This is a genomic window from Streptomyces sp. NPDC025793 (assembly GCF_055558375.1).
Window position 1 is genome coordinate 737971 of sequence record NZ_JBVHMR010000001.1, and the last position, 18023, is coordinate 755993.

The 18023-nt window shown below is 71.7% G+C and carries 17 protein-coding genes and 1 pseudogene; 7 read left to right on the forward strand and 11 right to left on the reverse strand.

Annotation, left to right across the window (positions count from 1 at the left end; translation table 11 throughout):
- Positions 1–46 precede the first annotated feature (46 nt).
- The 3 genes from ACZ4MF_RS03520 to ACZ4MF_RS03530 form a co-directional block, all read right to left on the reverse strand.
- Positions 47–850 (reverse strand): SURF1 family cytochrome oxidase biogenesis protein, encoded by an 804-nt coding sequence (locus ACZ4MF_RS03520; RefSeq protein WP_467489374.1) that lies wholly within the window; start codon positions 848–850, stop codon positions 47–49.
- Positions 851–897: 47 nt separating this feature from the next.
- A complete protein-coding gene (locus tag ACZ4MF_RS03525; protein WP_467489376.1) occupies positions 898–1131 on the reverse strand; it encodes a hypothetical protein in 234 nt (77 codons plus the stop codon).
- A 114-nt stretch (positions 1132–1245) separates the two neighbouring features.
- Positions 1246–2229 carry a DEDDh family exonuclease gene (locus tag ACZ4MF_RS03530; RefSeq protein ID WP_467489377.1) on the reverse strand — a complete coding sequence of 328 codons (984 nt, stop codon included), beginning with the start codon at positions 2227–2229 and terminating at the stop codon, positions 1246–1248.
- A gap of 200 nt (positions 2230–2429) precedes the next feature.
- On the opposite strand from ACZ4MF_RS03530, the gene ACZ4MF_RS03535 reads away from it, so the two are divergent.
- Together ACZ4MF_RS03535 and ACZ4MF_RS03540 are read left to right on the forward strand one after the other, a co-directional pair.
- Complete coding sequence (locus tag ACZ4MF_RS03535) at positions 2430–3140, forward strand: VIT1/CCC1 transporter family protein (RefSeq protein ID WP_467489379.1); 711 nt, start codon at positions 2430–2432, stop codon at positions 3138–3140.
- A gap of 200 nt (positions 3141–3340) precedes the next feature.
- Positions 3341–4387 (forward strand): zinc-dependent alcohol dehydrogenase family protein, encoded by a 1047-nt coding sequence (locus ACZ4MF_RS03540; protein ID WP_467489381.1) that lies wholly within the window; start codon positions 3341–3343, stop codon positions 4385–4387.
- Between the two features lie 65 nt (positions 4388–4452).
- Here the strand turns inward: ACZ4MF_RS03540 and ACZ4MF_RS03545 are convergent, their stop codons facing one another.
- The 3 genes from ACZ4MF_RS03545 to ACZ4MF_RS03555 all read right to left on the reverse strand — a co-directional run bounded on the left by ACZ4MF_RS03545 (position 4453) and on the right by ACZ4MF_RS03555 (position 8592).
- The gene (locus tag ACZ4MF_RS03545; RefSeq protein ID WP_467489383.1) at positions 4453–5463 is read right to left on the reverse strand and encodes a CopD family protein; all 1011 of its coding nucleotides are present in this window, start codon (positions 5461–5463) and stop codon (positions 4453–4455) included.
- A 100-nt stretch (positions 5464–5563) separates the two neighbouring features.
- Positions 5564–6976, reverse strand: a complete 1413-nt coding sequence (locus ACZ4MF_RS03550) for a CoA transferase (RefSeq protein ID WP_467489385.1) — start codon at positions 6974–6976, stop codon at positions 5564–5566.
- A gap of 77 nt (positions 6977–7053) precedes the next feature.
- Positions 7054–8592, reverse strand: a complete 1539-nt coding sequence (locus tag ACZ4MF_RS03555; RefSeq protein ID WP_467489387.1) for a S8 family peptidase — start codon at positions 8590–8592, stop codon at positions 7054–7056.
- Between the two features lie 263 nt (positions 8593–8855).
- Between ACZ4MF_RS03555 and ACZ4MF_RS03560 the strand changes: the two genes are divergently transcribed.
- From ACZ4MF_RS03560 to moaA, 3 genes are all read left to right on the forward strand, one after another.
- The gene (locus tag ACZ4MF_RS03560) at positions 8856–9212 is read left to right on the forward strand and encodes a DUF485 domain-containing protein (protein WP_356031060.1); all 357 of its coding nucleotides are present in this window, start codon (positions 8856–8858) and stop codon (positions 9210–9212) included.
- Entirely contained in the window at positions 9209–10834 is a 1626-nt protein-coding gene (locus ACZ4MF_RS03565) for a solute symporter family protein (protein WP_467489389.1), read from the forward strand. Before ACZ4MF_RS03560 ends, ACZ4MF_RS03565 begins: the two co-directional genes overlap by 4 nt.
- 171 nt (positions 10835–11005) lie before the next feature.
- The gene (moaA, locus tag ACZ4MF_RS03570) at positions 11006–11995 is read left to right on the forward strand and encodes a GTP 3',8-cyclase MoaA (RefSeq protein WP_362819174.1); all 990 of its coding nucleotides are present in this window, start codon (positions 11006–11008) and stop codon (positions 11993–11995) included.
- Here moaA and ACZ4MF_RS03575 read toward each other — a convergent pair.
- Positions 11992–12210 (reverse strand): hypothetical protein, encoded by a 219-nt coding sequence (locus ACZ4MF_RS03575; protein ID WP_467489391.1) that lies wholly within the window; start codon positions 12208–12210, stop codon positions 11992–11994. The two genes, moaA and ACZ4MF_RS03575, sit on opposite strands and share 4 nt — an antisense overlap.
- 218 nt (positions 12211–12428) lie before the next feature.
- Positions 12429–12818 (reverse strand): DUF3099 domain-containing protein, encoded by a 390-nt coding sequence (locus ACZ4MF_RS03580; protein ID WP_467489393.1) that lies wholly within the window; start codon positions 12816–12818, stop codon positions 12429–12431.
- A 241-nt stretch (positions 12819–13059) separates the two neighbouring features.
- On the opposite strand from ACZ4MF_RS03580, the gene ACZ4MF_RS03585 reads away from it, so the two are divergent.
- Positions 13060–13341: a GlsB/YeaQ/YmgE family stress response membrane protein gene (locus ACZ4MF_RS03585; protein ID WP_467489395.1), complete on the forward strand. Its 282-nt coding sequence runs from the start codon at positions 13060–13062 to the stop codon at positions 13339–13341.
- Positions 13342–13437: 96 nt separating this feature from the next.
- On the opposite strand, the gene tyrS is transcribed toward ACZ4MF_RS03585, so the two are convergent.
- The 3 genes and pseudogenes from tyrS to ACZ4MF_RS03600 all read right to left on the reverse strand — a co-directional run.
- Positions 13438–14706 (reverse strand): tyrosine--tRNA ligase, encoded by a 1269-nt coding sequence (gene tyrS, locus ACZ4MF_RS03590; RefSeq protein WP_356031068.1) that lies wholly within the window; start codon positions 14704–14706, stop codon positions 13438–13440.
- A 56-nt stretch (positions 14707–14762) separates the two neighbouring features.
- A complete protein-coding gene (locus ACZ4MF_RS03595) occupies positions 14763–16157 on the reverse strand; it encodes a metallopeptidase TldD-related protein (RefSeq protein ID WP_467489397.1) in 1395 nt (464 codons plus the stop codon).
- A pseudogene (locus ACZ4MF_RS03600) lies at positions 16154–16420 on the reverse strand (metallopeptidase TldD-related protein); the annotation flags it as partial. The pseudogene ACZ4MF_RS03600 and the gene ACZ4MF_RS03595, both read right to left, overlap by 4 nt.
- A 338-nt stretch (positions 16421–16758) precedes the next feature.
- On the opposite strand from ACZ4MF_RS03600, the gene ACZ4MF_RS03605 reads away from it, so the two are divergent.
- Positions 16759–17940 carry a helix-turn-helix domain-containing protein gene (locus ACZ4MF_RS03605; RefSeq protein ID WP_467489399.1) on the forward strand — a complete coding sequence of 394 codons (1182 nt, stop codon included), beginning with the start codon at positions 16759–16761 and terminating at the stop codon, positions 17938–17940.
- Positions 17941–18023 lie beyond the last annotated feature (83 nt).

The window sequence follows — 18023 nt, forward strand, 5'->3', positions numbered from 1 at the left end:
ACCAGGGGGTGCGCCGGGGGAGTGACCTGCCCTCGCACGCCCAGGGTCACACGGCGGCCGGCGCCGCCTCCTCGGGCGTCTCCTTCGCGGCCTCGGCCGCCGCGGCCGCCGCCCGGTCGCGGAGCTCGCGCCGGACCAGGGACCACCAGCCGAACGGGACGGCCGCGGCGAACAGCCACCACTGGATCATGTACGCGTAGTTCAGCGGGGCGTCCTCGGTGCCCGGGTCGGAGATCTGCTCCGGGGAGTCGGTCTGCGGCCCGGTCTGCTCGACGTAACCGCCGAGCACCTGGGCGCCGAGCCGGTGCGCCTCCTGCGCGCTGTTGATCAGCATGACCTGCCGGGCGGGCAGGCCCTGGATGTTCTTGATGCCGCTCGCCGCGGTGGTCTCGTCGGCCATCAGCCGCCCGGTGATCGTGGTCTTCCCGGCCGGCGGGGCGGGGATCTTCGGGAAGGCGGTCTGGACGCCGTTCGCGGGGATCCAGCCGCGGTTGACGAGCAGCACCTTGCCGTCGGCCAGGACGAACGGGGTGAGCACGTGGAAGCCGACCTCGTCGTCGGAGTTGGTCCGGCGCCGGACCACTTCCTCGCGGGCGGTGTCGAAGGTGCCCGTCGCGGTGACCGTGCGGTACCTCTCGGCGCGGGTCACGGCGTGCCCCGGGGCGGAGAGCCGCTCGACCGGGACCGGTTTGGCGTGCAGCGCGGAGGAGACCAGGTCGTTGCGCGCGGTGCGCTGCTCGTACCGGTGCTGCTGCCAGAAGCCGAGCCGGATCATCGTCGGGATCAGGGCGATCGAGACGAGCGTGAGGATGACCCACTGGACGGACAAAAGGAAGCGGTAGCGACGCACCCCACGACGGTACCCCCGCGCTGTGGGGTGCCCTCAGCCGGGTCGGGTCACACCCGGTCGACGATCCCCACCTTCCCCGCCTCGCGGGCGCAGTGGGCGCCGCAGTAGAAGCTGCCGTCGGCCTCCACACCCTGGCCGATGATCGAGACCTCGCAGCGCTCGCAGAGCGGTGCCATGCGCTGGATCGCGCAGGAGAAGCAGTCGAAGACGTGCACCGCGCCCTGGGCGTGGACCTCGAAGGTCATTCCGTAGTCATTGCCGCAAACTTCACATTTCGCCATACGCCTCAGGGTGAGCCGTCGCCGGGGCCCGGGCGAGCGGCCGCCGGGTGAGTCTCCCGTCAATCACCCGTTCGTACGGTCACCCGTCCGCCGGTCACCGATCGGCCCGTACGGTCACTCGTCGGCGGGTTCGACGTCGCGCAGCAGCTGCCCGAAGGCGGCCTCGTCCACCACCGGCGTGCCGAACTGGCGGGCCTTGACCACCTTCGACGTGCCCGAGTCGGGATCGTTGGTCACCAGCAGGCTGGTCAGCCGCGAGATGCTGGACGCCACGTGCAGCCCGGCCTCGGTCGCCCGGTCCTCCAGCAGCTCGCGCTCGGTCGAGGTGTCCCCGGAGAACGCCACCCGCATGCCCTGTTTGAGGTGTTTGCCGTCTTCGTACCGGCCGGGGTTGGGGTAGGGGCAGGCGGGCCGCCTGCGGGACGGGCGCCAGCTGCTCGGCCGGTAACCGCCGTAGCCGCCGGAGGGCTGGCGGGGCACGGGGCGGTCCGACCACTCCGTCAGCGGCCGGCACTCCAGCAGCGGCAGCCGTACCTCGCCCGCCGCCGCGGCCGCGAGGCTCGGCCGGAACGCCTCCGCCAGCACGCGCGCGTCGTCCAGCGCGTGGTGCGCCCGCTGCTGCACGACGCCGTAGTGCGCCGCCAGCGACTCCAACTTGAAGTTGGGCAGCGGCAGCCCCAGCTCCTTCGACAGCGCGATGGTGCACAGCCGCTGACGCACCGGCGCCTCGCGCTTCGCGCGCGCGTACTCCCGCGCGATCATCTGCCAGTCGAAGACGGCGTTGTGCGCCACGAGCACCCGGCCGTCCAGCCGGGCCGCGAACTCCTCCGCGATGTCCGCGAAGAGCGGCGCGCCATCGAGCGTCTCGCTCGTCAGACCGTGTATCCACACCGGTCCCGGATCGCGCTCCGGATTGACCAGGGTGTACCAGTGGTCCTCGACCTCGCCGCGCTCGTCCAGCCGGTACACGGCGGCCGAGATGATCCGGTCGTCCCGGGCCAGGCCGGTGGTCTCCACGTCAACGACCGCGTATCCCTTCGGATACGCGGCCGGCCACTGGGTGGGGGAGGACACTGCGGTCGCACGGTCTTCGAGCATGGTCATTGAGGATACGGGCCGGGACTGACAGCGCGGTCCCACAGGTCCCGGTGGGTGCCGCCCTCGCGCCCGGGTGCCGCACACGCGTGCGTGCGTGAAGGCACCACCCGAACACGGTTCCGCCAACCCCCGCCCCCGGCAGCGGTGTCGGCGGGCGTCGGTGCGGCGCGAGGGGCTCCGGGAGTGGGATCCTCCCTGCTGTGACGGAACCAACGCACGACGAGGCACACGGGGGCGCGCTCGGGGCGAGGCTGAACTGGCTGCGGGCCGCCGTGCTCGGCGCGAACGACGGCATCGTCTCCACCGCGGGCATCGTCGTCGGTGTGGCCGGCGCGACCCAGAGCCGGTCCGCCCTGCTCACCGCCGGACTCGCCGGGCTGCTCGCCGGATCGATGTCCATGGCGGCCGGCGAGTACGTCTCCGTCTCCACCCAGCGGGACTCCGAGGTGGCCGCGCTGGCTGTGGAGAGGCGCGAACTGCGGGACCGGCCGGAGGCCGAACTGCGCGAGCTGACCGGCCTGTTGGAGGAGCGCGGCCTGACGCGTGACGTGGCCCGGGAGGCCGCGCGGCAGCTCACCGCGCGGGACGCGCTGCGGGCGCACGCGCGCGTGGAGCTGGGCATCAACCCGGACGAGCTGACCAACCCCTGGCACGCGGCGTGGGCGAGCTTCTCCGCCTTCACGGTGGGCGCGCTGCTGCCGCTGCTCGCCATCGTGCTGCCCCCGGCTGGCCTGCGGCTCCCGGTCACCGTCGTCTCCGTCCTGGCCGCCCTCGTCCTCACCGGCTGGACCAGCGCCCGCCTCGGCGCGGCCCGCCCCGGGCGGGCGGTGCTGCGCAACGTGGTGGGCGGGGCCCTGGCGATGGGGGTCACCTACGCGGCCGGCAGCCTGCTGGGCGTGGCCGGTGTCTGACGGGCGGGCCACGAGGGCCGTACGGGCGTCGCCGGCGGGCCGTACGGGTGGCCGGGGCGTGCCGGGCGGGCCGTACGGGCGCCGGGGCGCCGGTCGGGGGCACCCTGGGCGCGCCGCCGGTGGTGACCACGGCGTACCGTGAGGTGCGCCCGCACACCCCCGCGGGCGCCGCACGACCCCGCACGAGAAGGACCCTCGCCATGCGCGCCACCACCATCCACGCCCCGTACGACATGCGCGTGGAGGACGTCCCCGAGCCCGTGGTGCAGCTGCCCACCGATGCCGTCGTCCGAGTGCTGCGCGCCTGCATCTGCGGCAGCGACCTGTGGGCCTACCGCGGCGAGGCGGCCCGGCAGCCGGGTCAGCGCATCGGGCACGAGTTCCTCGGCGTGGTCGAGGAGACCGGCTCCGAGGTGGGCACCGTCCGGCGCGGTGACCTGGTCGTCGCGCCCTTCATGTGGTCCGACGGCGTCTGCGACTACTGCCGCGAGGGTCTGACGACGTCCTGCGAGCACGGCGGCTTCTGGGGCTCCGTCGGCTACGACGGCGGTCAGGGCGAGGCCGTGCGCGTGCCCTTCGCCGACGGCACCCTGGTCCAGCTGCCCAAGGACGCGGCCTCCGACGACCACCTGCTGTCCGCCCTGCTGACCCTCTCCGACGTCCTCGGCACCGGCCACCACGCCGCCCTCGGCGCGGGCGCCCGGCCCGGCGCCACGGTCGCGGTCGTCGGGGACGGCGCGGTCGGCCTGTGCGCCGTGCTCGCCGCCAAGCGGCTCGGTGCCGAGCGGATCATCGCCCTCGGCCGGCACGAGGTCCGTACCGACATCGCGCGCCGCTTCGGCGCCACCGACGTCGTCGCCGAGCGCGGGGACGCCGCCGTGGAGGCCGTCCGCGAACTCACCCGCGGGCAAGGCGCGCACGCCGTGGTCGAGGCCGTCGGCACGGAACAGTCCATGCGTACGGCCGTCAACATCACCCGCGACGGCGGCGCCATCGGTTTCGTCGGTGTGCCGCACGGCAGCGGCACCGGTCTGGACCTCGGCGTCATGTTCGACCGGAACATCGCCCTGCGCGGCGGTGTCGCCCCGGTCCGGGCCTACATCCCCGACCTGCTCCCCGACGTCCTCGACGGCACGATCGACCCCTCGCCGGTGTTCGACCTGACCGTCGGCATCGAGGGTGTGCCGGACGGCTACAAGGCGATGGACGAGCGCACCGCCCTCAAGGTGCTCGTCACCAACGACTGAATCAACGACGACTGAATCAACGACAACTGAGTCAACGTCACGATCAAGAGTCGTCCAGATAGTCATCACGTCCAGCGGATCGGCAGCGGCAGCGCCGTGAGCAGGCCCGAGACCGCGACCACCGCGCCCAGGGCGATCACCTCGCCCCGCGCGGGCGCCGACGCGGCCAGCGGGTCCGGCGCGCGGCGCAGCCGGATCCGCGCCCACAGGGCGAGCACGGCGACGACGGCGACCAGGACGACCTTGGCCAGCAGGGTGCGCCCGTACGCCGTCGTCGTCAGCTGGTCCAGGACCGTGGCCGCCGGCATCCGCCGCAGCGAACTGCACACGCCCGTCGCGGTGATGACCGCGAGCAGCACGAGCGCCGCGCGCGCGTAGCGGCCGAGCAGCGCGGCCCCCGCCGGGTCACCGCGCCACTGCCCGAGCGTGCGCAGGGCGTACGGCAGACCGCCGGTCCACAGCGCCCCGCAGGTCAGGTGCACCAGGGTCAGCGCCGCACCGGTGAGCGGGCCGTGCTCGGTGGCCGGGTGCGCGCGCAGCGCCTCGGCGACCACCACCGCGGCCAGCGGCCACGCCTGCGCCGCCGGACGCCGCGAGAGTGCGCAGAACCCCGCCAGCAGAAAGCCGTTGACCTCCAGCAGGGCCAGCTTGCCGTCGCGGGAGCCGTAGAGGCCGCCCACGTCGATCTGGCCGAGGCCGTGCGGGATCAGATCGCCGGCCGAGACCACCGAGGCGAGCGCCAGCGCGGCGACGAATCCGGCCCCGGCGGCCGGCGGCGCCCAGCTGCGCGGCCGCCCGGCCGGGGCGCCGGGTACGCGCCCGGCGAGCCCCCGCACGAACAGCTCGCCCAGCGGCACGCTCAGCGCGGCGAACAGCACCGCGCGCAGCAGTCCGATGCCGCCCACGCCCGGCGCGGCGGCCTCCCCGGTGCCGCGCAGCGCCGCCGCCGGCCCGAGCAGCGGGATCAGGGCGCCCAGCGCCGTCAGGACGAGGAGGGCGACGGCCCGGCCGGTGCCGGACCGCCGGTCGGGGCCGCCCTCGTCGGTGGCCTCGGCGGCCGGTCGTGTCGCGCTCACCCCGGGATCTTCGCCAGTCGCCGCAGAACCGGGCAAGTCCCGGAAAACAACTGGGGCTACGGCATTCCACCCATACGTACGTTTCCGGCCGCCCGCACGCTCACCGCCAGCGGGCCGGGGACGACCCCCAGGGCACCGGGGACGCCGCCCAGTCCCCGGGGCCGTCCGCGAAGGTCACCGGTGGCAGGGCGTGGCGCAGCCGGCCGAGCGGGCCGTCCGTCTCGGCCAGCCAGGCGTCCGGGCCCGGGTACGGCGCGCCCGTGGCCGCGGTCGGCCGGATTCCGTCCGTCAGCCAGTGCGCCGTGCGGGCCAGCGCCAGCCGCACCGACCGGCCGCCGCCGTCGTACGACTGCTCGGTCAACGCCCGCAGCACGGCCGCCGTCAGCAGATAACCGGTGCCGTGGTCCAGGGCCTGCGCGGGCAGCGCACCGGGCTCCTCGGTCGAGCCCTCGGCCACGGCGATGCCGGTGGCGACCTGCACCAGGCTGTCGAAGCCGCGGCGCCCGCCCCACGGCCCGTACGCGCCCCACGCCGAGACCTGCGCCACCACCAGCCCGGGCCTGCGCTCGGCCAGGGCCTGCGGCGAGAGCCCGAACGCGTCGAGGGCGCCGGGCCGGTAGCCGGTGACGACGACGTCCGCCGACGCCAGCAGCTTCTCGAAGGTGTCCCGGTCCGTGCGCAGGTCGAGGGCGGCGGACCGCTTGCCGAACCCCGTGTCGGCGTGCTGGTCGGGCAGTTCGGGCAGCCAGGGGGCGTCCACCCGCAGGACGTCCGCGCCCAGCAGGGCGAGGGTGCGGGTGGCGACGGGACCGGCGAGGACCCGGGTCAGGTCCAGCACGCGCAGCCCCGCGGCGGGCAGCAGCGGAGCCGTGGCGGGGTCGAGCGGCGCGAGCACGCGCGCGCGTGCACAGTCCAGGCGCACGCGCTCGACCAGCGGGCGCGCGGCCACCTCGGCCGCCTGCTCGGTGGCCGCCCACTCCTGCCGGGTGCGCAGGGCCACGGCGAGACCGCCGGCGCCGAGGACCGCCTCCTCGACCTCCAGGGCCGGCCGCTCGGCGAGCCGGGCGGCCGCCCGGTCCGCCGAGGCGTCCTCGGGCAGGCCCAGCGCACCGAGCAACCGGGCCCGGTGGTGCGGGTAGTTGGCGTGGGTGCGCACCCAGCCGTCGGCCGTCCGCCAGAACCGCGACAGCGGCGCGAAGGCGACCGGGGCCCGGCCGTCGACCCGCAGGTGCCGCTCGCTGTGGAAGGCGGTCGCGACGGCGCCGTCGTCGACCCGGACGCCGGGCACCTCGGCGAGCCCCGCCCGGCGGGCCGCCAGCTCCGCGGCGGCCAGTGCGCAGGCACCGGCACACGCGCGGGCCAGCTGCCGTACGGGCAGGCGCGCCGGGAGGGCGTCCGGGCGCTCGACCGTCGTCACCCGGGACAGGAGGGCGGGATCGCCGCCCAGTGCGGTCCATGCGGACGCGATGTCCGCCGAGATGCCGGACGCGATGTCTGACGCGGTATCTGTCATGACTACACTATGCATTATTGATGAATCAATATTGATTCAATCAACTTTGCTTCCCGCCCGACCACGCGGCCAATGGGTCACCAGGTCACCGCGGCCAGTGCGTCCGCCGTGCCCCGGCCGTAGAAGCCGTTGTGGTTCTTCACCCCCTCGCACACCGCGTCGACCTTCCCGTCACCATTGATGTCGTACGGGTCCGTGCACGGCGCGGCGTCGGCCTCCGCGTAGAGCAGCGCCTTCACCAGGCTCGCCGGAGCGTGCGGATGGGTTGACTTGATCAATGCGGCAACACCCGCGACATGCGGGGTCGCCATCGAGGTGCCCGCCATGTACCCCCACCTGCCGCCGGGCAGCGGGCCGAGGATGAGGCCGCTCGTCGCCGGGGGTTCCGGCTTCTGGTAGGCCGTCGAGTCGCCACCCGGCGCGGCGATGTCGATCACGCCGAGGCCGTAGTTGGAGAACGACGACTTCAGGCCCTTCGCGCCGGTCGCCGCGACCGTCACGACACCTGGCAGCTGGGTCGGTATGTCGTAGCACGCGTGCGGGTCGATCACGCGGTCCGACGGGGTGCCGTCGTTCGGGGAGGCCTTGTCGGTGATCGAGTCGGACGCGAGGTCGTAGCTCTCGTTGCCCGCCGCCGCGACGTTGACCGTGCCCTTCTTCTCCGCGTACCGCGAGGCCCGGGTGACGGCGTCGGCCAGCGCCCTCTGGTCCGGGTCGCCGGTGCAGTTGAAGTACCACGGGTCGGTGTAGTAGCTGTTGTTGGTCACGTCGACGTGGTGCTCGGCCGCCCACATGAAGCCGCAGACCACGGCTTCGGTGTAGAAGTAGCCCTTCGGATCGGCGACCTTGATGCCGGCCACCTTGACGCCCGGCGCGACGCCCGTGATGCCGACACCGTTCTTCGCGGCCGCGATCTCGCCTGCCACGTGGGTGCCGTGCGGGCTCTCCGACGCGCTCGGCCGCCAGGCGCCGTCCGTCGTGTCGGGCTTGCCGGACACGCAGTTGACCGAGTCCGCGCGGTCGAAGTTGGGCGCGATGTCCGGGTGGGTGTCGTCCACGCCGGTGTCGATGACGGCGACCGTGACGTCCGGGCTGCCCAGGGTCTTCTCGTGCGCCTTGTCCGCCTTGATGGCCGGCAGGTCCCACTGCAACGGCTCCAGCGGATCCTGGCCCCCCGTCGCCTTCGCGCCGGCCGCGGCGATCTCCTGGGCGCTGAGCGCCTTCGGCGTGCCCATGTCCGCGGTGGACTGGGCGGGCAGCGGCGCGTTGCGCGTGGCACCGGCCGAGTCCACCCCGCGTACCGCACGCATCCGCGCGCCGAACCCGGGGTCCGGGGAGTGGACGACGAACACTCCGATCCCGTCGTAATCGGCCACGAGGGAACCGCCGTTGCGCGTGATCTCCCGGCGTACCGACTCGATCGTGCGGCGGTCGGTCCGGGTGTTGACCACGTAGGAGAGGTTCGGGCCGTTCGCCGCCGCCCGTGCCGCCCGTGCCGCCGGTGTCGTGGCGGGCGCCGCCGAGGCCGCCGCCGGGAGGAGGCCGAGCGAGGCCGTCAGGGACAGCACGACGGGCACGGCGGGCGCGAGCCTGCGTCTGGAGTGCGAATGAGGCACGGGGTCTCCACATCATCCGGATACGGAACCGCCCGAGACACGGATGGCGCTCGGGCAGGTACATGACGGGTCGGTTATGCATGGTGAAGCTATCCCGTCGGTTGCTGATCATCAATGACTTGGCAATGACTCGACAAGACCACTTGCGGATCAACTCATAAGACTTGAACCGGTCCTCGCGTGGCGCCGTGGACCTTGGGCAGGGAGCACGAGCACCATCAAGCCCCCCGTCGTCATGGCAACCGCGAACGCGAGGAGACTCCGTGGCCACCGAGACACCGCCCCCCACACCGTCGGGGACATCCCTTCCCTCCACCGAGGAGTTCGCGGAGGTGCAGCAGAGCGCGGAGTTCGGTGAACTGCGCCGCGCCCACCGCTCCTTCGCCTTTCCCCTGACCGTCGCCTTCATCGCCTGGTACCTGCTCTACGTGCTGCTCTCCAACTACGCGGACGGATTCATGGGCACCAAGGTGGCCGGCAACATCAACGTCGCCCTCGTCCTCGGCCTCGCCCAGTTCGTCACCACGTTCCTCATCGCCTGGTGGTACGCACGGCGCGCGTCCGCGCAGCTCGACCCCAAGGCGGAGGCCATCAAGTCCCGGATGGAGGGCGGCGCATGAGCCCCGCACAGCACACCCTGCTCGCCGCCGGCGAGGCGAGCCAGCACCGGACGCTGATCGTCACCCTGTTCGCGGTGTTCGTCGCCGTGACCCTCGGCATCACCGTCTGGGCCGGCCGCCAGACCAAGGACGCCGCCGACTTCTACGCCGGCGGACGGCAGTTCACCGGCTTCCAGAACGGCCTCGCCGTCTCCGGCGACTACATGTCCGCCGCGTCCTTCCTCGGCATCGCCGGCGCCATCGCCCTCTTCGGCTACGACGGCTTCCTGTACTCCATCGGCTTCCTCGTCGCCTGGCTGGTCGCCCTGCTCCTGGTCGCCGAGCCACTGCGCAACTCCGGCCGCTACACCATGGGCGACGTCCTCGCGTACCGCATGCGCCAGCGCCCCGTCCGCACGGCGGCGGGCACGTCCACCATCGTCGTCTCGATCTTCTACCTGCTCGCCCAGATGGCCGGCGCGGGTGTCCTCGTCTCGCTCCTGATGGGCATCACCAGCGACGGCGGCAAGATCGGCATCGTCGCCCTGGTCGGCGTCCTGATGATCGTCTACGTCACCGTCGGCGGCATGAAGGGCACCACCTGGGTCCAGATGGTCAAGGCCGTCCTGCTGATCCTCGGCGCCCTGCTGCTGACCTTCCTGGTCCTGCTGAAGTTCCACTTCAACGTCTCCGATCTGCTCGGCAAGGCGGCCGACAACAGCGGCAAGGGCACGGCGTTCCTGGAGCCCGGCCTGAAGTACGGCGCCACCGGCACCACCAAGCTGGACTTCCTCTCGCTCGGCCTCGCCCTGGTCCTCGGCACCGCGGGTCTGCCGCACATCCTGATCCGCTTCTACACCGTCCCCACCGCCAAGGCCGCCCGTAAGTCGGTCATCTGGGCCATCGGCCTGATCGGCGCCTTCTACCTGATGACCCTCGCGCTCGGCTTCGGCGCGGCGGCCCTCATCAAACCGGCCGAGATCATCGCCTCCAACAAGGCGGGCAACACCGCGGCCCCCCTCCTCGCCCTGCACCTCGGCGGCGTCGACTCCAACTGGGGCGCCGTCATGCTCGCCACCATCTCCGCGGTCGCCTTCGCCACGATCCTCGCGGTCGTCGCGGGCCTGACCCTGGCCTCGTCCTCGTCGTTCGCGCACGACATCTACGCCAACGTCATCAAGAAGGGACAGGCCACCGAGAAGCAGGAGCTCGGCGCGGCCCGCTGGGCCACCGTCGGCATCGGCGCGGTCTCCATCGTCCTCGGCGCCCTCGCCCGCGACCTGAACGTGGCCGGCCTCGTCGCGCTCGCCTTCGCCGTCGCCGCCTCGGCAAACCTGCCGACCATCCTCTACAGCCTGTTCTGGAAGCGGTTCACCACCGCCGGCGCCCTGTGGTCGATCTACGGCGGCCTGGTCACCGCGGTCGGCCTCGTGCTCTTCTCGCCGGTGGTCTCCGGCAGCCCGGCCTCGATGTTCCCCGAGGTCGACTTCCACTGGTTCCCCCTGGAGAACCCCGGCATCATCTCCATCCCCGTCGGCTTCCTGCTCGGCGCCCTCGGCACCCTGCTGTCGAAGGAGACCCCGGACGCCGGCAAGTACGCCGAACTGGAGGTGCGCTCGCTGACCGGCACCGGAGCGCACTGACACCTTCCTACGACGGCCGCGCCGTACCGGACTGTACGGTCCTACGACGCGGCCTCGTCGTAGCTCGTGGGATCGGGCCGCTGTCGTTGTCAGTGGCGTCACGTAGGCTCGCCAGCGACGGACGACTCATCCGCGACGGACAATTGAGTGACCGAGAGGGAGGGGGCCCACGTGCTCATCGACACCTACGGCCGGGTGGCCACCGACCTGAGGGTCTCGCTGACGGACCGGTGCAACCTGCGCTGCACCTACTGCATGCCCGAGGAGGGCCTGCAGTGGCTGGCCAAGCCCGACCTGCTCACGGACGACGAGATCGTCCGCCTCGTCGACATCGCCGTACGGCTCCTCGGCATCGAGGAGGTCCGCTTCACCGGCGGCGAGCCCCTGCTGCGCCCGGGCCTGGTCGGCATCGTCGAGCGCGTCACGGCCCTCGCCCCCCGCCCCCGGACGTCGCTGACGACCAACGGCATCGGCCTCAAGCGCACCGCGGCGGCCCTGAAGGCGGCCGGCCTGGACCGGGTCAACGTCTCCCTGGACACTTTGCGCCCGGACGTCTTCAAGACCCTGACCCGCCGTGACCGGCACAAGGACGTCATCGAGGGCCTGGAAGCCGCCCACGCGGCCGGCCTCACCCCCGTGAAGATCAACTCTGTCCTGATGCCCGGCCTGAACGAGGACGAGGCCCCCGACCTGCTGGCCTGGGCGATCGAGCACGGCTACGAGCAGCGCTTCATCGAGCAGATGCCCCTCGACGCCCAGCACGGCTGGAAGCGCGAGGGCATGGTCACCGCCGGGGACATCCTCGCCTCCCTGCGCACCCGCTTCGACCTCACCCCCGAGGGCGCGGAGGAGCGCGGCTCGGCCCCGGCCGAGCGCTGGCTGGTCGACGGCGGCCCGCACCGGGTCGGTGTCATCGCCTCGGTCACCCGCCCGTTCTGCGCGGCCTGCGACCGCACCCGCCTCACGGCCGACGGCCAGATACGCACGTGCCTGTTCGCCACCGAGGAGACCGACCTGCGCGCCGCCCTGCGCGGCGACGCGTCCGACGAGGAGATCGCCCGCATCTGGAAGCTGGCGATGTGGGGGAAGAAGGCGGGGGCGGGCCTGGACGACCCGTCGTTCGTACAGCCGGACCGACCGATGTCGGCGATCGGCGGCTAGCTCTCTTCGGGCGCTTCCCACTCGTCGAACGTCACGACGTCCTTCAGGAAACCCCGCATTCCGAGAAACTGCGAAAGATGCTCGCGGTGCTCCTCGCACGCGAGCCACGTCTTGCGCCGCTCCGGCGTGTGGATCTTCGGGTTGTTCCACGCCAGTACCCACACGGCGGCGGCACGGCAGCCCTTGGCGGAGCAGATCGGGATCTCTTCAGGCACGGGTTCGTCTCACAGAAAAGGGGCCGGAACAAGGCGACGCCGGGCAGCCACGGGGGGAGCTGCCCGGCGTCGGTCCGTCGCTCCGACGGGGGATGCGGAGCGCGTACGCAGTATGTCACGGGTACCCCACGACCCGGCACCGGAACTGCACGATTGATCTGAGCTTTTCTTGAGCTTCATGGGTAGGCCGAATTCCGCTTCCACCACTGCTCTGCGGGTCACACCGGGTCGGGCCGCTCACCGCGCGCGCCGGCCGGACGCGCCGAGGCTCCCTCCGCGGTGGACTGCTCCCGAGTGTCCTCGGCGCGCGGCGGCGTGATCATCGGCTTCGCCGGCATGCTGACGAACGTCGACGGCAAGGACGGCGGCCGCTCGCGGCCGGCGTTCGCGATCACCACGGCGACATAGGGGAGCAGCGCACCGAGCACCAGCGCCACGACGGCGACGTACCGCTCGACGTTCCACAGGGCGACCGCGAGGATCACCGACACCGTGCGGACGGTCATCGAGATCACGTACCGCCGCTGCCGGCCCCGCACGTCCTCGGCGAGGCCCGTCCGGGCTCCGGTGATCCGGAACACCTGGACGCCGCCGTGCTGTTTCCGCATCACAGTCCACCATCCGCCCGCATCGGACTCTCCCCGGCCCGCCGTCGTCCGCACCCGGCCGGGAACCGGGCGGGGACACGTTCCACGGTACGCCGCGGCCGGGTCACCGACGAGACCGGGGCACCCACTGCCTGCGGCAACGCCCCCGCACCGCCCGTACGGGTGATCCCGACATGCGCCGTACGGCCCACCCGCCGACACTGGCCCTAATGCTCACGTCGAGCCGTTCGAGGAGGCAGCCATGGGCTGGTTGTGGGCGATCATCGTGGGATTCGTGCTCGGCATCATCGCCAAGGCCGTCATCCCGGGCAAGCAGCACAGTCCACTGTGGCTGACCACCATCTGCGGCATGCTCGGCGCCATCGTGGGCAACGCCGTCGCCCGCGCACTCGGCGTCGCGGCGACCCCGGGCATCGACTGGAGCCGGCACATCTTCCAGATCGTGGCGGCGATCATCATCGTGGCCGCGGTGGACGCCCTCTACATGGCTACGCTGGGGAAGAAGAAGGCCCAGAGAGCCTGAGAACCCCCTGCGGAAAGCACCCCGAACGGGGCGCGGTGGACTGCGCGACACGCCACGACACAGCCGCAGCGCGCAGACCACCGCGCCCCGACGGCACTACCCGGCGACAACCTCCACCGCGGCCAGGTTCTTCTTCCCGCGCCGCAGCACCAGCCACCGTCCGTCCAGCAGATCCTCCTTCGCCGGGACGGCGTCCTCGGAGGCGACCTTCGCGTTGTTCACGTAGGCACCGCCCTCCTTCACCGTCCGCCGCGCGGCGGACTTGCTGGCGACGAGACCGACCTCCGCGAGCAGATCGACCACCGGGCCCAGCTCGGTGACCCGGATGTGCGGCACCTCGGACAGCGCGGCGGCCAGCGTCGCACCGTCCAGCTCCGCCAGCTCGCCCTGACCGAAGAGGGCGCGGCTCGCGGCGATCACCGCGGCCGTCTGGCCGGCGCCGTGCACCAGCGTCGTCAGCTCCTCGGCGAGCGCGCGCTGCGCCGCCCGGGCCTGCGGACGCTCCTGCGTCTGCTGCTCCAGCTCCTCGATCTCCTCGCGGGACCTGAAGCTGAAGATGCGCAGGAACTTCGAGACGTCCCGGTCGTCCGCGTTCAGCCAGAACTGGTAGAACGCGTACGGCGTCGTCATCTCGGGGTCGAGCCACACCGTGCCGGACTCGGTCTTGCCGAACTTGGTGCCGTCCGCCTTGGTGATCAGCGGCGTGCCGAGCGCGTGCACCACGGCGTGCGGCTCGACCCGGTGGATCAGGTCGGTGCCCGACGTGAGGTTGCCCCACTGGTCGCTACCACCGGTCTGCAGGGTGCAGCCGTACCGCCGGTACAGCTCCAGGAAGTCCATGCCCTGGAGGATCTGGTAGCTGAACTCGGTGTAGCTGATGCCCGCGTCGGAATTGAGCCGCCGCGCGACAGCCTCCTTCGCGATCATCTTGTTGACCCGGAAGTACTTGCCGATGTCACGCAGGAACTCGATGGCCGACAGACTCTGCGTCCAGTCGAGGTTGTTGACCATCACCGCGGCGTTCGGGCCCTCGAAGTCCAGCAGCGGCTCGATCTGCGCGCGCAGCCGCTCCACCCACTGGGCGACGATCTCGGGTGCGTTGAGCGTGCGCTCCGCGGTGGGCTTCGGGTCACCGATCAGACCGGTGGCACCCCCGACCAGGCCCAGCGGGCGGTTGCCCGCCTGCTGGATGCGGCGCATCGTCAGGATCTGCACGAGGTTGCCGAGGTGCAGGCTGGGCGCGGTCGGGTCGAAGCCGCAATAGAACGTGACGGGGCCGTCCGCGAACGCCTTGCGCAGTGCGTCCTCGTCCGTGGAGAGGGCGATGAGCCCGCGCCACTTCAGCTCGTCGACGATGTCCGTCACGGTTCTCGTATCTCCTTGCTGGTCTTCGGGCAGTCGAGCGACTGCCGCCTACGAGGTTATACGCCCTGACTGACAGAGCTCATATTGAAATCCGGGATGCGCAGCGCGGGCATCGCGGCCCGGGTGAACCAGTCGCTCCACTCGCGCGGCAGCGTCTTCTCGGTGCGCCCTGCCTCCGCGGCCCGCCCCAGCAGGTCCACCGGCGACTCGTTGAACCGGAAGTTGTTCACCTGCCCGGTCACCTCGCCGTTCTCCACGAGGTAGACGCCGTCCCGGGTCAGCCCGGTCAGCAGCAGCGTCGCCGGGTCGACCTCGCGGATGTACCACAGGCAGGTCAGCAGCAGCCCGCGCTCGGTGTCCGCGACCATGTCCTCCAAGGAGCGCTCGCCCCCGCCGTCCAGGATCAGGTTCCCGAGCGCCGGGGCGACCGGCAGCCCCGTCAGCGCCGCGCTGTGCCGGGTGGTCGTCAGATGCCTCAGCACGCCCTCGCCGACCCACTCGGTGGCGTGCGCCGGCAGCCCGTTGTCGAACACCGACTGGTCGCCGCCCGAGGAGTGGGCGACCACGAACGGCGCGCACTCCAGACCCGGCTCGTGCGGATCGCTGCGCAGCGTAAGAGGCAGCCCGCTCAGCCTGTCGCCCACGCGCGTGCCCCCGCCCGGCTTGGAGAACACCGTCCGGCCCTCGGCCGCGTCCCGGCCCGACGCCGACCACAGCTGGTAGATGAGCAGGTCCGCGACCGCCGTCGGCGGCAGCAGGGTCTCGTACCGGCCCGCGGGCAGCTCCACGCGCCGCTCGGCCCAGCCGAGCCGTACGGCCAGCTCCGCGTCCATGGCGGCCGGGTCGACGTCCTTGAAGTCACGCGTGGAACGGCCGGCCCAGGCCGAGCGCAGCCGGTCGGGCGACTTGGCGTTCAGCTCCAGCGTGCCCGTGGGCTGGTCGTGGCGCAGGCGCAGTCCCGTCGACGTACCCAGGTACGTCGACACCAGCTCGTGGTTGGCGAAGCCGTACAACTCGCGGCCGCCCGCACGCGCGCGTGCGAACGCCTCGCCGAGTGCCGGGGCGAAGTCGCCGAACACCGCCGAGGAGGTCTCGGCGGGCGCGTCCGTGAAGTCGGGGGACTCCGGAACCCCGCCGACCAGGGGCTGCGCGTCCTCGGCGGGCCCGGCACCGCGCGCGGCGGCCTCGGCGGCCCGCACCAGCGGCTCCAGCTCGTCCGCCGTGACGGCCGACCGGGACACGACACCCGAGGCCGTGCCCTCCTTGCCGGCCACGGTCGCGATCACGGTGAGCGTACGGCCGCGCGTCACGCCGTTGGTGGTGAGCGAGTTGCCCGCCCAGCGCAGGTTGGCCGTCGAGTGCTCGTCGGCGATGACGACACAGCCGTCGGCCCGGGACAGCGCGAGCGCCTGCTCCACGACCTCGTGCGGCTTGTTGCTGCGGGCGCTCATCGACCGGCCTCCTGCGTGGTGTTCAGAATGTTGACGCCCTTGAAGAGGGCGGAAGGACATCCGTGCGACACGGCCGCCACCTGGCCGGGCTGCGCCTTGCCGCAGTTGAAGGCGCCACCGAGGACGTAGGTCTGCGGACCGCCCACGGCCGCCATCGAGCCCCAGAAGTCCGTCGTGGTCGCCTGGTACGCCACGTCCTTCAGCTGCCCGGTGATCCGCCCGTTCTCGATCCTGAAGAACCGCTGCCCGGTGAACTGGAAGTTCACCGCAGGGTCAGGGGGCATACCTCTCTGATCGGCGATTGTGCAGGTCAGGTGGTTAACCACGGTTTGCCCTCAATCCCTGTTCATACTGGTTGAAACCGGACTGTACGGGGTCTGGTGATGACCTGGTGTCGACCTCCGGGACCCGCCTCGGGCTACCTGGGTGCGGGTCCTGGAGGCTTGGCCCCAGATTGGATCAGAGACTACCCATCGGTGGTCCGGACTGGGATGCGGATATCGCCCTGACCTCAGTCTCTCCAGCCGCATCAAGACAGCCTGCGGGAGTGACGGGAGGTGAAGGTTGCCCGGACGGACGGCGGGCGCCGTACGCTCGAATCATGAGTGCCGACATTGGCAAGCGGCTTCAGGACGTACGCAAGCGACGCGGCATGACGCAGCGTCAGCTAGCGAGCGAGTCAGGCGTTTCCCTGTCCTTGATCCGGAAGCTGGAGCAAGGGGAGCGGGCCGACACGCGCCTGGAGACTGCGCGTCGGCTTGCGCAGGTCCTGCGGGTGCCGACGACGAACCTCATTGCTGATCATGAGGACGATCCCGAGGCGGCGCCTAGCGCTGATGATCGTTGGGAGGCTGTCCGGCGTGCGCTCGTGGCTCCGGTACGGGCGGACGGTGCGACGGAAGAGCCGACCGTGGGCGGTGTGCGGGACGCGCTGGAATCAGCCCTGCCGCTCTTCTCCGGTGATCGTTTCGCAGAGCTGAGTGTGATCCTTCCGCCCCTGCTGCGGGAAGCTGATCTGATCGCCGAGAGTGGCCCGGAGGGGCGGGCCGTACGTGTCCGGCTCTCACAGCTCACAGGCTGGCTGCTTACACAGACTCGGCAGTTCGAGGCGGCCGACATCGCTCTGTCCCGGTCGCTGGAGGAGTCGTCGGATCGGCTTCAGGCGGCGGCGACGGTGAGCACGCAGTGCTGGCTCTTGCTGAGGCGCGGTCGGCTGGCTGAGGCGCGGGAGCTGGCAACGCGGTGGGCGGATGAGGTCGAGCCCCGCATTTCGCGGGCGACCCCGGCGGAGCTGAGCGCCTGGGGCTGGCTGCTGCTGCGGGCCTCGGCTGCTGCGATCCGGGACAACCGGTCTGGGGAGGCCGAAGACGCGTTGCGCTACGCCAACTCGGCGGCGGTCGCGATGGGGCGGGAGTTCGCTCCGCGTGACGACTTCTTGCAGGCGTTCGGGCCGGTCACGGTGGCTCTGAAGCGGGCCGAGAATGCCATGATCGTCGACAAGCCGGACTTGGTGCTCAAGCTCTCGAAGCGCATCCCGACCAGCGGCATGCGGCCCACCTCCAACAACCGCAACCGTCACCTCCTGGACGTGGCGGAGGCGCATGCCCGCTCGCGTGACTACGCGAAGACGGTTGAGGTCTTGCAGGGCATCCGCGCGGACGCTCCACAGTGGCTGCCCAACCAACGCTACGCACGGGACATCTTCGGCCGAGTGATCGCGTGTCGGCGCACCCTCACGCAGGAGATGCGGGACCTGGCTGACGCGATCGGCGTACCGGTGTGACTCGGTGTGGCACTTCGGGCTGGCCCCCTATCAAAGTGCCATTGAGGTGTGTTCCTGCCGTTACATAGCGTCATATGCATGGC

What these genes read in the sequence shown, in the direction of transcription:
- ACZ4MF_RS03525 (WP_467489376.1), bottom strand. Translation starts at nt 1,131, where the DNA reads ATGGCGAAATGTGAAGTTTGCGGCAATGACTACGGAATGACCTTCGAG.
- ACZ4MF_RS03530 (WP_467489377.1), bottom strand. Translation starts at nt 2,229, where the DNA reads ATGCTCGAAGACCGTGCGACCGCAGTGTCCTCCCCCACCCAGTGGCCG.
- ACZ4MF_RS03540 (WP_467489381.1), top strand. Translation starts at nt 3,341, where the DNA reads ATGCGCGCCACCACCATCCACGCCCCGTACGACATGCGCGTGGAGGAC.
- ACZ4MF_RS03550 (WP_467489385.1), bottom strand. Translation starts at nt 6,976, where the DNA reads ATGACAGATACCGCGTCAGACATCGCGTCCGGCATCTCGGCGGACATC.
- ACZ4MF_RS03565 (WP_467489389.1), top strand. Translation starts at nt 9,209, where the DNA reads ATGAGCCCCGCACAGCACACCCTGCTCGCCGCCGGCGAGGCGAGCCAG.
- ACZ4MF_RS03580 (WP_467489393.1), bottom strand. Translation starts at nt 12,818, where the DNA reads ATGCGGAAACAGCACGGCGGCGTCCAGGTGTTCCGGATCACCGGAGCC.
- ACZ4MF_RS03585 (WP_467489395.1), top strand. Translation starts at nt 13,060, where the DNA reads ATGGGCTGGTTGTGGGCGATCATCGTGGGATTCGTGCTCGGCATCATC.
- ACZ4MF_RS03595 (WP_467489397.1), bottom strand. Translation starts at nt 16,157, where the DNA reads ATGAGCGCCCGCAGCAACAAGCCGCACGAGGTCGTGGAGCAGGCGCTC.
- ACZ4MF_RS03605 (WP_467489399.1), top strand. Translation starts at nt 16,759, where the DNA reads ATGAGTGCCGACATTGGCAAGCGGCTTCAGGACGTACGCAAGCGACGC.